The 13818-nt window shown below is 71.9% G+C and carries 12 protein-coding genes; 4 read left to right on the forward strand and 8 right to left on the reverse strand.

Annotated features, from left to right (window positions below; translation table 11 throughout):
* Positions 1 to 170 precede the first annotated feature (170 nt).
* Positions 171 to 863, forward strand: coding sequence for a hypothetical protein (locus D7X96_RS36680; RefSeq protein ID WP_147468493.1), 693 nt, complete (start codon positions 171 to 173; stop codon positions 861 to 863).
* A gap of 25 nt (positions 864 to 888) precedes the next feature.
* On the opposite strand, the gene D7X96_RS41625 is transcribed toward D7X96_RS36680, so the two are convergent.
* From D7X96_RS41625 to D7X96_RS36695, 3 genes are all read right to left on the reverse strand, one after another.
* Positions 889 to 1806 (reverse strand): CPBP family intramembrane glutamic endopeptidase, encoded by a 918-nt coding sequence (locus tag D7X96_RS41625; RefSeq protein WP_233610073.1) that lies wholly within the window; start codon positions 1804 to 1806, stop codon positions 889 to 891.
* A 152-nt stretch (positions 1807 to 1958) separates the two neighbouring features.
* Positions 1959 to 2603 (reverse strand): M23 family metallopeptidase, encoded by a 645-nt coding sequence (locus D7X96_RS36690; protein WP_121771821.1) that lies wholly within the window; start codon positions 2601 to 2603, stop codon positions 1959 to 1961.
* Positions 2603 to 3469: a TolB family protein gene (locus tag D7X96_RS36695; RefSeq protein WP_120549183.1), complete on the reverse strand. Its 867-nt coding sequence runs from the start codon at positions 3467 to 3469 to the stop codon at positions 2603 to 2605. Before D7X96_RS36695 ends, D7X96_RS36690 begins: the two co-directional genes overlap by 1 nt.
* A gap of 162 nt (positions 3470 to 3631) precedes the next feature.
* Between D7X96_RS36695 and hflX the strand changes: the two genes are divergently transcribed.
* Positions 3632 to 5071, forward strand: a complete 1440-nt coding sequence (gene hflX, locus D7X96_RS36700; RefSeq protein WP_120549182.1) for a GTPase HflX — start codon at positions 3632 to 3634, stop codon at positions 5069 to 5071.
* Between the two features lie 4 nt (positions 5072 to 5075).
* On the opposite strand, the gene D7X96_RS36705 is transcribed toward hflX, so the two are convergent.
* Together D7X96_RS36705 and D7X96_RS36710 are read right to left on the reverse strand one after the other, a co-directional pair.
* Positions 5076 to 5888 (reverse strand): hypothetical protein, encoded by an 813-nt coding sequence (locus tag D7X96_RS36705; RefSeq protein WP_233610072.1) that lies wholly within the window; start codon positions 5886 to 5888, stop codon positions 5076 to 5078.
* Between the two features lie 255 nt (positions 5889 to 6143).
* Positions 6144 to 7820 (reverse strand): AAA ATPase domain-containing protein, encoded by a 1677-nt coding sequence (locus D7X96_RS36710; protein ID WP_121771822.1) that lies wholly within the window; start codon positions 7818 to 7820, stop codon positions 6144 to 6146.
* Between the two features lie 159 nt (positions 7821 to 7979).
* On the opposite strand from D7X96_RS36710, the gene D7X96_RS36715 reads away from it, so the two are divergent.
* Both D7X96_RS36715 and D7X96_RS36720 read left to right on the forward strand, forming a co-directional pair.
* A complete protein-coding gene (locus D7X96_RS36715) occupies positions 7980 to 9542 on the forward strand; it encodes a RecQ family ATP-dependent DNA helicase (RefSeq protein WP_121771823.1) in 1563 nt (520 codons plus the stop codon).
* A 213-nt stretch (positions 9543 to 9755) separates the two neighbouring features.
* A complete protein-coding gene (locus D7X96_RS36720; protein ID WP_306449881.1) occupies positions 9756 to 10193 on the forward strand; it encodes a response regulator in 438 nt (145 codons plus the stop codon).
* Here the strand turns inward: D7X96_RS36720 and D7X96_RS36725 are convergent.
* The 3 genes from D7X96_RS36725 to D7X96_RS36735 form a co-directional block, all read right to left on the reverse strand.
* On the reverse strand, positions 10127 to 10708 hold the full coding sequence (locus D7X96_RS36725; protein ID WP_121771825.1) for a GNAT family N-acetyltransferase: 582 nt from the start codon (positions 10706 to 10708) through the stop codon (positions 10127 to 10129). The two genes, D7X96_RS36720 and D7X96_RS36725, sit on opposite strands and share 67 nt — an antisense overlap.
* Before the next feature lie 37 nt (positions 10709 to 10745).
* Entirely contained in the window at positions 10746 to 10946 is a 201-nt protein-coding gene (locus tag D7X96_RS36730; RefSeq protein ID WP_147468494.1) for a hypothetical protein, read from the reverse strand.
* 111 nt (positions 10947 to 11057) lie between these two features.
* The coding region (locus D7X96_RS36735) for a CHAT domain-containing protein (RefSeq protein WP_121771827.1) at positions 11058 to 13818 on the reverse strand (2761 nt) is incomplete at its 5' end.

The raw sequence follows: 13818 nt of genomic DNA on the forward strand, positions 1-13818 counted from the left end.
CCCTGGGGTCGAGTCCCGCCACGAGTGGCGGTGTGCCACTCCGCGGCCCCCGCCGTCGAGCGCCGTCCCGCCCACCGTCCGCTGCCCGGCAGTCCCTTCAAGCAGCCTCCAGCCGGTGAACGGTTACCTTTCGCGTTGCAGGAGACAAGGACGGTTACTATCCCGACGCGGTGAGCTGCGAGGCACCGCTCGTCTGCGACGGGCGGCGGCCGGAAGGACTGTGCAGCGACGGCGCGGTGGCGAAGGGGACGCCGGTCCTCGGAGCGCTCTTCGCGAAGATGGCGCACCTGGAGGCCGCGTCCGTGCCGGCGTTCGAAAGGCTCGCGGAAGAACTGGCCGGGCATGGAGCCCCGGAGCACCTGGTGCGAGCCGCGAGGCGCTCCGCGAAGGACGAGGTGCGCCACGCGGAGGCGATGGAGTCGCTGGCCCGCCGTCACGGAGCGCCGATGCCGGAGCTCCAGGTGCAGCCGTTCCAACCCCGTTCCTTGGAAGCGCTCGCCATCGAGAACGCGGTGGAGGGCTGCGTGCGGGAGACCTACGGCGCACTGCTGGCGGGCTGGCAGGCAAGAAGCGCGGAGGACGCACAGGTGCGCGAGTCCCTGGGCACCATCGCCCCGGACGAACTGAGGCACGCGGAGCTGTCCCTGGCCATCGACGCCTGGGCCATGGAGCAGCTGTCCCCGGAAGCCCGCGAGCGCGTGAACGCGGCCCGCCGCGAAGCCTGGCGCCAGCTGGAGCAGGACGCATCCGCCAGCCACCTGCCGGACGAAGTGGTCCGCCTGTCCGGTCTGCCCTCCGCGGACGTAGCAAGCCGTCTCGTCAGGGCGCTGGCGTCCGAGCTGATGCCCGGAGCGCTGGCGTAGTCAGCTCCCCGCGCCGCTCCTCGCCTCAGAGGGGCGGCAGCTTCTCCAGGAAGCCGGAGCGCGACAGCCACAGCATCAGCGCGAAGCTGATGGTGTTGAAGGCCGCGTGGGCCACGATGAGCGGCAGCAGCCGTCCCCGGTACCAGAGGACGAAGCCGAACCAGGCGCCCATCACGAACGTCTGGAAGACCGCCAGCGTGCCCTCGTAGAAGTGCCCCACGGAGAAGAGCACCGCCGCCACCCCGATGGCCGGCACCCAGCCTCCCAGCACCACCTTCAGCCGGGGCACCAGGAAGCCTCGGAAGACGAACTCCTCGAAGCCCGTCACCACCACCATGATGGCCGCGAAGGCCGGGACGCCCAGCCCCGTGTCCAGCAGCGCCGCCGCCACGTCCTTGCGCGCCGCCAGCTCCGCGCCCGCCAGCTTCAGCGCCACCGCGACCGCCGCCAGCGGCACCGACACCGCCAGGTGCACCGCGTACGTGCCCGCCAGCACCACCCCGCCCAGCAGCAGCTCCCGAGCCCAGCCCTCGCGCGTAAGCCCCACCTGCGCGGGCCCCTGGCCGTCACGCCACAACAGCACCGCCACCAGCAGGCACATGCCCAGCGCCCGGACGACCAGCGGCGCCATGGACAGCGAGAAGCCCTTCGACGCCGCCTCCGCGTCCGCCGCCACCCACGCGCCCGCGCCCGCTCCGCCCAGCGCCACCACCAGGCCCAGCACGCCCCACCACGCCCCCTTGCGCGAGGACTCCCACGGCCGCAGCAGCATCAACCCCCACGCCAGCAGCGCCAGCTCCACCGCCACCGCGGCCCCCCGGCCCAGCCGGGCCACCGACGACGGCCCCAGCACCGCGAAGAACACGAACGCGGCCTCCGCCAGCGCCTGGCGCTTCGGCGGGGCGTTCTCCAGGAGCACGGCGACATCACCACGAAGCACCACGGGCAATTCCTTCCGGCGCCACGGGGCAGGGGCCCGTGGGGTTCCCGGACACGCTAACGGCTTCGCCCCGCGGCCCACGGGTTTTCGTCCGCGCGACGCCCGGTTCAGGACGGGAGGGCGTCTGACCGTGCCCTCCCGCCCCGCGAAGCCGCCTACTGACAGGTGATGCCGGGCAGCCCCCGGTACGCACCCTGCGCCGTCCACCGCGTGTACGGCGTGCCGCAGGAGCCCGCGTAGGGGTCATCCGTGCCGTAGCCCGGGACCCAGTACTCGAAGTGCAGGTGCGGGCCCGTGGACGCGCCGGACGAACCCACGCGAGCAATCCAGTTGCCGCAGGCGAGCTGGGTGCCCCGCGCGTACTGCTGCGTGTAGGCCTTCAAGTGCCAGTACCAGGTCTGCGTGTTGTCCGGGTGCCGCATGATGATGTAGTTCGCCGTGTAGAGGCCGCACGCGGCATAGGGATTGGACTGGTTCCAGTAGTTGCACCGGTCGTAGTACCCATCCACCGACGACTCGACGTAGCCCCGCGCGGCGTTCATCGCCCAGACGCCGTAATCCATCTTGGAGAACCCGCCCACCAGGGCGTAGTCCGTGCCCGTGTGCCCGCTGTAGCGCACGCCGCCGCAGGCATAGTCCCGGCCGCCGTAGTCCTTGTACGCGCTCACCGTGCAGCCGCCGTTGCCGCATTGATCCGCCAGCTGTGACGCGGGAAAGCGGAACATCGTCTGCGCGGCGGAGACCGCCGGGAGCATGAGCAGCGCGAACGCCACCGTGAGCCGCTGAAGGGTCGAGCGCATCACTTCGCACCTCCCACGTCCGCTTCCGCATGGCCGGTGCGCACGTTGAGCTTCCAGAACGCGCCGCCGCCCGCGTTGTAGCGGAGCACGTCCTCGCTCAACCATTCCATGTGGTGGCTGGAGACGGGCGGGGGCACGAACTCCTTCGGCGGGCCGCCGAACAACATCCAGTTCTCCAGGCCCACGTTGGTGAGCTGTTTGGCCTCCGCGCCCTCCACCGTCGTGACGAAGAACGACGCCACGCTCGTCCGGCCGGACACGAACACCACCGTCCTGCCGTCGGGGGAGATGCTCGGCGTCGCGTCCACGCCCGGGCCGTCCGCCAGCACCTTCACGCGGCCGTTCAGGTCGATGATGCCCACCGCCGTCTCATGCGGGCCCGGGACGCCCGTCTTCAGCGTGGCCACCAGCGCGTCCCCCTTCGCCGTGGGGAACAGGTCGCCGCCCACCTGCTCGGCGAGCAGCCGCTCCTGGCCGTTCGCGTCGCGCAGACGCAAGGTGCCCGCGCCGTCCAGCAGCGCCACGTCCTGCCCCACGATGCGCGCCTCGCGGTACTTGAACTCCGGAGCCACCACGCGCACCGCGCCGGTGTCCTCCGCGTACCGGACGATGGCCAGCAGCGGCAGGTCATCCGTGCCCAGCGGCTCCACGGGAATCTCCGCGACGACGCCCGCCAGCATCTCCCGGCCCTGGCCGAAGAGCTGGACGAAGCGGGCCTTGGGCCCGAAGGCCTTCTCCACGGCGGGGACCAGGCTCTCGCGAGCCTTCGTCACGCGGCGCAGGTCCGTCGGGTTCGGAGGCCCTTCTGCGAAGGCTGGGGTACCCACCAGCGTCATCACGGCGAGTGCGAGAAATCGATTCTTCATTTCACTCCAGGGGATGAGGGGAAGACCGCGACAGGAGCGCGGTGACAGGGTTGTCTCAATGTCTGGGATTGAGTTGCTTTTAAACTGGTTATTCAAGACTAAGCGGAAATTTGAACGAGCGATGCAGGGGCACGTCCGGGCCGGGCGTGTTACGAGCCCTGCATGGCGAAAACCCTTCCCGAGCGTCCGCGCGCGGTCCTCGTTGGCGTGCAGCTTCCCGGTGTCACGGACGAGGCGCATGCCGCGGACCTCGCGGAGCTGAAGCGGCTGGTGCACACGCTGGGCTTCGACGCGGTGGCGACCCTGTCCCAGCGCAGGCAGCGGCTGGCCACCGGCACGGTGCTCGGCTCCGGCAAGCTCAAGGAGCTGGCCGCGCTCACCGGCGGCACCGGCGTCATTCCGTCCGGCGCGCAGGGCAAGGCGTCCAAGGCGCGCGAGAAGTGGGAGGCCGAAGCGGACGCGAATCCCGAAGCGGGAACCGAAGCCAGCGGCGACACGGACGTGGACGCGGAGGAGCCGTCCGGTGAGGACGACGACGCCGCCACGGACCTGGACCTGGAGGCCACCGCCATCGAGCCGGGCCCGAAGCCCACGGTGGTGGTCGTGGACCACGAGCTGTCCCCCGGCCAGCTGCGCAACCTGGAGCGGGCCACCGGCGCGCAGGTGCTGGACCGCGCGGGCGTCATCGTGGACATCTTCCACCGGCACGCGAAGAGCCATGAGGCGCGCATGCAGGTGGAGATTGCCCGGCTCAACTACCTGGCCCCGCGCCTGCGCGAATCCTCGGGAGGCAGCGAGCGCCAGCAGGGCCGCGGCTCGGGTGACTCCGCGGTGGAGCTGGACCGCCGGAAGATCCGCGACCGCCTGGCGGAATTGCGCGAGGGTCTGGCGGCCATCCAGAAGGACCAGGACCAGCGCCGCTACGCGCGTCGCGACCAGCTGCGCGTGGCGCTGGTGGGCTACACGAACGCGGGCAAGTCCTCGCTGATGCGCGCGCTGACGGGCAGCGCGGTGCTGGTGGCGGATCAGCTCTTCGCCACGCTCGACACGACGGTGCGCGCGATGCAGCCGGAGACCCGGCCGCGCATCCTCGTGTCCGACACGGTGGGCTTCATCCAGAAGCTGCCGCACGACCTGGTGGCGTCCTTCCGCTCCACGCTGGACGAAGCGCTGGAGGCGTCGCTGCTGCTCTACGTGGTGGACGCGTCCGACCCCACCTGGGCCGCGCAGCTGGAGGTCACCCGCACGGTGCTGCGCGAGATTGGCGCGGACGTGGTGCCGGGCAGGCTGATCTTCAACAAGGTGGACCGGCTGGACGCGGCGGCCCGGGAAGCGCTGAGCGCCGCGCACCCCGAAGCCATCCAGCTCTCCGCGCACCAGCCGGACGACGTGGCCATGCTGCGCAAGCAGGTCATCGCCTTCTTCGAGGCCTCCATGGTGGAGGCGGACCTGGTGATTCCCTACGCGCGGCAGGCCCGCATCGGCGAGGTGTACGAGCACACCACCGTGGTGTCCCAGGCCTACGACGAGACGGGCAGCCGCCTGCGCGTGAGGGGCCTGCCGGGCGCCATCGCCCGGCTCACGCGGTCCTTCCAGGAGTAGGCCTTCAGCGCACGACGGGCACGGTCACCGGCTCCTTGTCGTCCACGGTGACCTCCACCCGGCCCACGCGCCACAGCACCGGGTGGAACGCGAGGCTCAGCCGGTGCCCGTTCGCGGTCTCCACGACGGCCGTGCCCTCCTTGGGCAGGTAGTTGCCCACCTCATATTCGAGCGAGGTGACCGTGATGCGGTCGGTGCCGGACGGCCCCGTCAGCTCGCCCGGACCGTCGAACACCAGCGACGTGCCGCCGATGATGGGCAGCCCGTCGCGCTTCCCCACGGTGCTGTTGATGTGGAAGGTGTGGTCCTCACGGTTCGGCACCCGGCCTTCGACCTCGGCGAACAGGCGCGTCTCGTCGGCACACGTGCCATAGCCGACCTTGGCCTGGAGCGACTGGCCATCCACGGCCAATTCGCGCAGGTCCGCCTTCATCTCCATCAGGTCCTCACCGCCGCGGTACTCCAGCACCGCGCGTCCGGTGAAGCGCAGGCCGTGCACGTCACAGCCGCCGGACGGGAAGGACACGACGACGGAGTCGGTGACGTCATCCACGGCCTGCACGCGGGCGGTCGCGCAGGTCACCGACGCGCTCAGCCCCTCCACGGCGTGGTTGAGGAACGTGCGCCGGGGCTCGCCGCACGTGTACACGGGCATCAGGCCCAGCATCTCGAACGCGCCCCGCACCTGGTGCGTGGAGGCCGCCAGCCGCTCCACGCGCGCCGTCGCGTCGTCAATCTCCTCCTTCGTGGGCAGGTTGTCCCCACAGGCGGTGGTGGAAAGGGCGGCGAAGGCGGCAAGGCAGGCGATGCGGCGCATGAAGGGCTCCGGAAAGACGGTGCGGCTCCCCCCGCGCCATCGCGAGGGACCGTACCCCGGCCCAAGAGCAACCGTCATGCCCCCCTCAACCCCGCGAATCTCCAGGGAAAGGGGCTTCCCTGACCCCGGGCCCCGTGTGCAGCCCGCTGCGCACTCAAGGGCAGCCCTGTCCGGGCCGTCACGCGTCAAAACCTGTCCGACAGTCGGACAGGTTTTCGCGGGTCGCCCCCGGAGGGGCGCCTCCAGTCCAAGGGCCTACGAAGCGCCTTCGTCCGGGGCCGAGGCTTCCAGACCTTCGCCTTCGTCCACGTCCGGCGCGTCGTCTTCCTCCACCTCGTCGTCCGGCTCCGGCCCGTCCACGTCCTCCGGCGCGGAGTCGGACGCCTCCGTGAGGACGGTGCCCAGCGGATAGATGACCAGGTGGCGCAGGGGCTCGCTGCCCACGCTCACGGCCTCCAGGTGGTTCTTCACGACCAGGGTGTGCTGCACCTTCCGCAGGCGCGGCGGGCGCGGCGCCAGCGGCAGGCTGATGCCCTCCGAGAGCACGCGCTGGATGGCCTCCTCCGCGTCCGCGACCGCGGCGTGCACGTCCGCCGGATCCACGCCCTCCAGCAGGTGGAACTCCGTGCGCAGCGCGCGGCGGATCTCCGTGGAGCTGTTGCGCTTGATGGCCAGCACCCGCGCCCCCACCCGTTCAGCAGCGCGGCGCAGGCGGGGCGAGTTCGCGCGGCTTCGCAGCGTGAGCACCAGCTCCGCGTTCTCGGGACGGCCCACCACCACGGCCTCCACCGGCAGGTCGCGCAGCACGCGCTCCAGCAGTTCGCGGCTCACCGCGTGCGCGGCGATGCGCGTGGGCCCGGGCCGGGGCGCGCCCAGCGCGGGCGTCCCCTTGGGCACGCGTCCGCCCGGGGGCGTGGCCTCCACCACCTCCGGCGCGGCCTCCACGTGCACGGCGCCGTCCTGCTGCCGCCGCTTCTCTCCGCCCACCTCCGCGCCCGTGAGCAGCCGGTCCACCGCGCCGCCCGTGTCGCGGTGCACGCGCACCTCGTCGCGGCTCACCATCTCCACCACGATGTCGAACGTGGGCGTGCCCTTGCGCTCCGTGACGGTCTTCTGCGTGCCCCGGCGCCGGGCCTCGTCGTCGCTCAGCGTGACGGTCTGCACGCCGCCCACCAGGTCGGACAGCGTGGGGTTCAACACCAGGTTCTCCAGCGTGTTGCCGTGCGCCGTCGCCACCAGCTGCACGCCGCGCTCCGCGATGGTGCGCGCGGCGGCGGCCTCCGCGGCGGTGCCAATCTCGTCCACCACGATGGCCTCGGGCATGTGGTTCTCCACCGCCTCGATCATCACGTCATGCTGACGGTCCGGCCGGCTCACCTGCATGCGCCGCGCGCCGCCGATGCCCGGGTGCGGGATGTCCCCGTCGCCGCCAATCTCGTTGGACGTGTCCACCACCATCACGCGTTTGCCCAGCGCGTCCGCGAGCACGCGCGCCACCTCGCGCAGCTTCGTCGTCTTGCCCACGCCCGGCCGCCCGAGCAAGAGCAGGTTGCGCCCGGACTCCACCAGGTCGCGCAGCATGTCGATGGTGCCCTGGATGGCGCGCCCCACGCGCAGCGTCAGCCCCACCACGCGGCCCTGCCGGTTGCGGATGGCGGAGACGCGGTGGAGCGTGCGCTCGATGCCCGCGCGGTTGTCGCCGCCCACCTCACCCACGCGGGAGAGCACCGCCTGGAGCGCGTCCTGCTCCACGGGCGCTTCCGACAGGCGCGCCACGCCGTGCACCAGGCGGGCCTCCGGAGGGCGGCCCAGGTCCATCACCACTTCCAGCAGCTCCGCCTGGGGCAGCTTGCGCACCGCCTCCTGGAGGTGCGGCGGCAGGACGGCCACCAGCAGGTCGAAGTCATTGTCGGCGGAAGTTCCCGAAGCCATCTCCCAAAGCTGCCTCGCCACGCCCGCCCGCGCACGGCTTTCCTGTGCGCACCCGCGAGCGAAACACCCGGAAAGACACTCCCTCCCGCCCGGCAGGCAGCCAGGCGCACCGCGCGTGACAGGGAGGAGCCAGACGGGGGCCATCCCTACCTTCAGGTCATGCCCACCGAGACGCAGGACCCCTCCTCCCTCTGGCCCCAGCTCGAGCAGGAGGCGCGCGAGCGCTTTGGCGTGGAGGACTTCCGGCCCGGACAGCGCGAAATCATGGAGGCGGTGCTCGCGGGGCGCGACGTGCTGGGCGTGCTGCCCACCGGCGCGGGCAAGAGCCTCACCTTCCAGCTGCCGGCCCTCTTCGTGCCCGGCGCCACCGTGGTGGTGAGCCCGCTGCTGGCGCTGATGCACGACCAGCGCGAACACCTCACGGAGCGCTACGACCTGGACGCGGCGAAGCTGGACTCCACGCTGAAGGCCGGCGAGCTGAGGGCGCTCCAGAAGGAGATCCGCCGGGGCGAGCACGAGTTCATCTACGTCACCCCCGAGCAGCTGGAGAACCCGGAGCGGCTGGCGCTGCTCAAGCGCGCGAACGTGAGCCTCTTCGTGGTGGACGAAGCGCACTGCGTCTCGCAGTGGGGCCACGACTTCCGGCCCGCGTACCTCGCGCTGGGGGGCGCCATCCGGGCGCTCGGACGTCCCCGGGTGCTCGCGCTCACGGCCACGGCCACGCCGCGCGTGCGCGAGGACATCCGCGCGCAGCTGGGCATGGAGGACCCGGCGGTGGTGTGCACCGGCATCCAGCGCGACAACCTCACGCTGGAGGTCCACCGCACGGTGAACCCGGAGCTCAAGCGCCAGAAGCTGCTGGAGCTGCTGCGCGCCAACGACGGCAGCGCCATCGTCTACACGGCCACCGTGCGCAAGGCGGATGAGCTCTGGCGCTGGCTGCGCGCGGAAGGGCTGGAGGCCGGCCGCTACCACGGCAAGCTCAAGGCCGCCGAGCGCGAGGAGAACCAGCGCGGCTTCATGGACGGCACCACGCCCATCGTGGTGGCGACGAAGGCCTTCGGCCTGGGCATCGACAAGCCGGACCTGCGGCTCGTGGTGCACTACCACTTCCCCGACTCGCTGGAGAGCTACTACCAGGAGGCGGGCCGCGCGGGCCGCGACGGACAGCCCGCGAAGGCGGCGCTGCTGTACCGGCTGGAGGACCGCCGCATCCAGGGCTTCTTCCTGGGAGGCAAGTACCCGCGCCGCGACGAGAGCCAGCGCCTCTACCAGTCCGCGAGCACGCTGTGCGCGCAAGGCAGGAGCGTGGCCCTCAAGCGGCTGTCGGAAGCGAGCGGCCTGGGCGACAAGCGCACCCGCGTGCTGGTGGCGCAGCTGGTGGCCGCGGGCGTGCTGGAGAAGGGCGCGCGAGGCGTGAAGCAGCTGCGCGCCTTCGAGAAGCCCGAGGAGCTGGACGCGTACCTGCACGCGTACGAGGAGCGCCACCAGGGAGACCGCGAACGCCTGGACGCGATGATGCGCTACGGGAGCACCACCGCGTGCCGCTGGAAGGTGCTGGGCACCTACTTCGAGGAGCCGCTGGAGGACGACTGCGCCCGCTGCGACAACTGCCGCGCCCGCGCCGAAGGCCGCTTCGACGCCCGGCCTCCCGCCCGCGTGAAGCCTCCCGTATTTCACCGGGAGTATCAGTCCGGGGTCGCCGCCGCCCCTGCGGCGTAGAACCCTCTTTCCCTACCTTCGCGCGACACGGAGACCGGTAATCCGTACTCAATGTACAGGTCTCCCGGGTCTTCAGGCTTGGGGGCATTGTGCATGAATACAGGTATGGCGTATATTGCACAGCCTACCTGGACGTAAGGCACTTCAGACCTTTCCCCCGAGGTCTTGAAAGGCGGAGACGCGATGGCGGAAGGCAAGTTGAAGGCGCTTGTGGTGGATGATGACCCACTCGTGCTGGAGCTGGTGGAGCGCTCCATCAGCCGCTACGGCTTCGATGTCGTCACCACGCGCGCGGCGCTGGGCGTGGCCAACCTGCTGCGGACCGAGCAGCCGGACATCGTGCTCCTGGACGTGAACATCCCGGCGCTGAGCGGCGACCGCATCCTGGGCGTGGTGCGCCAGTTCGCGGGCCCCGACACGCTGTTCATCCTGTACTCGTCCATGGACGAGTCGCGGCTGCGCGAGCTGGTGCGCGCGTCCGGCGCGGACGGCTACATCCCCAAGGGTGTCACCGGTCCGGAGCTGGCGCTGAAGCTGTCCGGCATGCACCACAAGCGGATGGCGAACCGCCCCACGCCGGCGCTTCAGCGTGACGTGCCCGCGCCCCAGTCCCAGAGCACCACGGCCCAGGTGTCGGTGGCGTCGCGGTAGGTGTGGACGGTCTCGAACCCGACCCGCGCGTGCGCGCGCAGGGAGCGGGTGTTGCGCACCGAGACCTCCGTCACCACGCAGTCGAAGCGCGAGCGAAGCTGCTCGCGGTGCTGGTGGTAGAGCGCGTCGAAGAGGCCCTTCCCCCGGTGGGCCTTGTCCACGCACACCTGCCCCATCACGTAGAAGCGCTGGTCCTTCAGCGGCCGGCCCCGGTGCTCCAGCCCTTCGAGGAGCGCGAACATCGGGTCCAGGACGGGGACCAGCGCGCGGCACTCGCGGGGCATCACCAGCGCGTACGCCACGACCTCGGGACCCTGCACGGCGATGATGCTGGGCGCGAGCGCGTGCATCCGTTCCAGCGTGGCCAGGTCATGCTGGACGGTGACGAAGCCCTGGGCCTGCTGCTCCTCCGGTGACAGCGCGGACGGGAGGTTGCGGCGCTGAAGCGTCAGCACCTGTTCCAGCTCGTCCCGGGACTGCACGGCCCTCACGACATACGGTGGTGACGACGGCATGGCGCGGGAGCATAGGCCCGCGCCATGCCTTGCGGCGTCAGCGATCGAAACCATCCAGCCACGACGAAGGCAGGGTCGGTGGGTCGTCGTCGTCGTGGGTCTCGTGGCGGGGCTTCGGCGGCGACACGGCGGTCTTCGTATCCAGCCCAGCGGGTCCCGGGGGCGGCTTGTCCGGGAGGTCCTGCTGGGGCTTCGTGGGGATGGGTACCAGGATGGGGCTGATCCGGCATCTCGACATGACCGTGTCCTCCTGACGCAGCCGCCGCGGGGTCCGTGTCTCCAACCCCCGCGTGCGGCTTCCTCTTGAAAACGTTCCAGGTCTGGTTCTTTTTTATGACCTGACAGGTCTTCATTCGAAGAGGAGCACGTCGTGCACCCAGCGGTCGGCGGGGGAGGCCTGGAGCCACGCCTGCCGCTCGTCGCGCAGGGCCACGCCGGGAGCGGCGCCCGAGTGGATGCGCTCGCGCACGGCGTTGAAGAAGCCGCCCGCGGAGTCCGGGATGTCCACCGTGGCGGCCAGCACCGCGCGCGCCCCGGCGTCGAGGAAGGCCACCGGCAGGCTGAACGATTCATGCGGGAACGGCGCGGTGCGCGCGGCGCCGCAGGCGGCCAGGAAGACGAGGGGCGCCTGGGGGAGCCCCTTCTCGCGCACCTGCCGGGCGGTGAGCGCGTACCGGCCATCCTGCTCCGGCGCCAGCATGAGGAGCGACGCGTCCGACTGCTCCGGGCTGAACACGCCATGCGTGTGGATCTCCACCTCCGTGGCGGTGGACATCGCCTCCAGCACGCGCGACGGCGTGGCGCGCGTGCCCTCCAGCATCACGCGCCGGGCGTCGTCTCCTGGAGGAGGCGCCATGGGCGGCAGGCGCGCGAGGCCCAGGGCCGCGGGCGTGTCCACGTTGGACACGACCAGGTGCGTGCCGCCGTCCACCGGAGGAAGAGGGCCCGCCTTCGCATGGCCCACCTGGTAGCTCCAGGCGATGTCCGGAGGCAGCAGCCGGGGAAGGCCCGTCACGGGAGGCGGGGCCAGCACCCGCACCTGCTCGCACCCACGCAGCGCGTCCTGCAGCGCGGGAGGCACCAGCCCGGAGGCGTCCTGTCCAAGGGGCGCCGTGCGCGTCGAGTTGAAGTCCCCGAGCACCGCGCCGGAGGGACCTCGCGCCACCGTGAGCGTGCGCTCGTGCTGCACCGACACCGCGAGCACGCAGCGCTCCGGCACCTCGGTCACCTGGAGCTGGCGGCCCGCGAGGGTGAGCGCCTCCAGGTACGCGCCCGAGCGTCCGGCGTCGGAGATGAGCGCGGCGGAGGCGCGGGCCCGCGCGCGGCGGGCGGACACGTCATCGGGTCCGTGCTCCGCCTGCGTGAGGGCGCTGTGCAGCAGGGCGCGTCCGGCGGCGGGGTCTCGCTCCAATTCGAACTCACCCTGGAGCGCGTCCAGCAACGCGCGCTCACCGGGGCGAGGCTCGCCCTGTCGCAGTCCGGAGAGGGCGCGGGCCAGCGCGTCCGCGGCGCCGGGCATGGGGCCGAAGCGGGCCAGGTCCGCGAGCACGCCCGCGCCATTGAGCCCCAGCGGCGCACCGGACTCCATGGACTGCTCCAGGTGCTGACGGGCCTCGTCCACGCGGAAGTCCATCCACGCCAGCGTCGCCAGGTTGCGGTGTACGTAGCCGCGCTGCGCGAGCTCCTCCGGCGTGCGCGCCAGCGACTCGCGCAGGTACGCCCTCGCGGTGGGGGCGACGTGGTGGAAGCGCGCCACCTGCGCCAGCTCCTGGAGGAACAGCCGCTCCTGCTGCCATTCCCCCTGTGACTTCGCCAGCCGCCAGCCGCGCAGCGCGTGCTCGGAGGCTTCGGCGGGGCGGTGCAGCTCTACCAGGTACATGTCCGTGAGCCACCCGTGCAGGTCCGCGCAGCGGTAGTCCAGCCGCTGTGCCTCGCAGGTGCGCAGCGCCTCCAGCACGCGCGCCTCCGCCTTCCACCACTGGCCGTCGCCCACCTCCTGGTTGGCGCGCTCGCGTTCGGCGATGAGGTGGAACCACGGGTCACCCAGGCCCTCCGCGGCGCGAGCGAACGCCGTCACGTCCACGGGCCGCCCCGCTTGAAGCTCGTAGCCGAGCGCCCCCACGTACAGGTCCTCCTCACCGGAGTGGCGCAGCCTCTCCAGGAACGCCGGAGGGAACGGGGTCCTGCCTCGCACGAACCGCGCGTAGTCCCGGGCCAGGGGGCCGCGTTTCTGGAAGTCCCGGGCCGCCACCCGAAGGACGGTCGCGTGCAGCACCGTGCCGCCGTAGGCCCGGTCCAGCGCCTCCGCCAGAGGCAACAGCCGCAGCGCCGCGTCCTTCGAGGGCGCCGCGCGGACCGCGTCATAGAACGCCAGCCGGACGATGCCCGGAAGCTTCGCGGCCTCCTCCAGGGGCAGCGGCGCGTTGGCGTCCGCCATCAGGTCCTGCGTGGCCGCGAAGGCCTGCTTCCATTCGCGGCCCCGGGCCAGGGTCTTCTCGCGAAGCGCGACCGCCTTGTCCCGAGCCTCCGCGCTCCAGCCGGGCTCGCCCCGCTTCGCCACGGCGTCGAAGGCATCCGCCGCCAGCAGGGGCAGGTCCAGGTTGCGCAGCACGAGCGCCAGGTTCCACAGGGCCTGGGGATGGTCGGGCTGCTCGCGGAGCACGTCCTCCAGCACGGCCAGGGCCTCGTCGAGCGACGCCTGTTCGGACGCGCCCGCGTGGGCCAGCGCCAGCGCCACCGCGCGGTCGGAGTCCACGTCCGGGGAAGCCGGCGCGTTGCCCAGGTAGCTCAGGGCCTGCCGGGCGTCGCCCGACAGCAGGTACGCGGAGGCGATGCCCCGCCAGTCCTGACGGTCCTCCATCCCGGCCAGTTCCTGCAGCGGCAGCGGGGCCGCCGCGCGCGTCCCGCCGCGCATGGGCACGTAGGGGCGGTGCGCATCCAGGGGCCCCGAGGTCAACCGGGCTTCCAGGGCGCGGGTGGGCGCCGGCGCGGGCCAGGGCGAGGAGGGCTCGCGGGTGACGCGCGCCGTCCAGACGCCCAGGGCGGCCAGGGTCAGGGCGAACGCCCCCAGGTGGTTCCAGCGGCGGGGAGAGGGCGGCGGAGGAAGGACC

The sequence above is a fragment of the Corallococcus interemptor genome (genome assembly GCF_003668875.1).
Taxonomy (GTDB): domain Bacteria; phylum Myxococcota; class Myxococcia; order Myxococcales; family Myxococcaceae; genus Corallococcus; species Corallococcus interemptor.

Excerpts from the sequence above, each read along its gene's own strand:
- D7X96_RS36710 (WP_121771822.1), bottom strand. The coding sequence starts at position 7,820 with ATGGCTTCGGGAACTTCCGCCGACAATGACTTCGACCTGCTGGTGGCC.
- D7X96_RS36690 (WP_121771821.1), bottom strand. The coding sequence starts at position 2,603 with ATGCGCTCGACCCTTCAGCGGCTCACGGTGGCGTTCGCGCTGCTCATG.
- D7X96_RS36725 (WP_121771825.1), bottom strand. The coding sequence starts at position 10,708 with ATGCCGTCGTCACCACCGTATGTCGTGAGGGCCGTGCAGTCCCGGGAC.
- D7X96_RS36705 (WP_233610072.1), bottom strand. The coding sequence starts at position 5,888 with ATGCGCCGCATCGCCTGCCTTGCCGCCTTCGCCGCCCTTTCCACCACC.
- D7X96_RS36715 (WP_121771823.1), top strand. The coding sequence starts at position 7,980 with ATGCCCACCGAGACGCAGGACCCCTCCTCCCTCTGGCCCCAGCTCGAG.
- D7X96_RS36730 (WP_147468494.1), bottom strand. The coding sequence starts at position 10,946 with ATGTCGAGATGCCGGATCAGCCCCATCCTGGTACCCATCCCCACGAAG.
- hflX (WP_120549182.1), top strand. The coding sequence starts at position 3,632 with ATGGCGAAAACCCTTCCCGAGCGTCCGCGCGCGGTCCTCGTTGGCGTG.
- D7X96_RS36695 (WP_120549183.1), bottom strand. The coding sequence starts at position 3,469 with ATGAAGAATCGATTTCTCGCACTCGCCGTGATGACGCTGGTGGGTACC.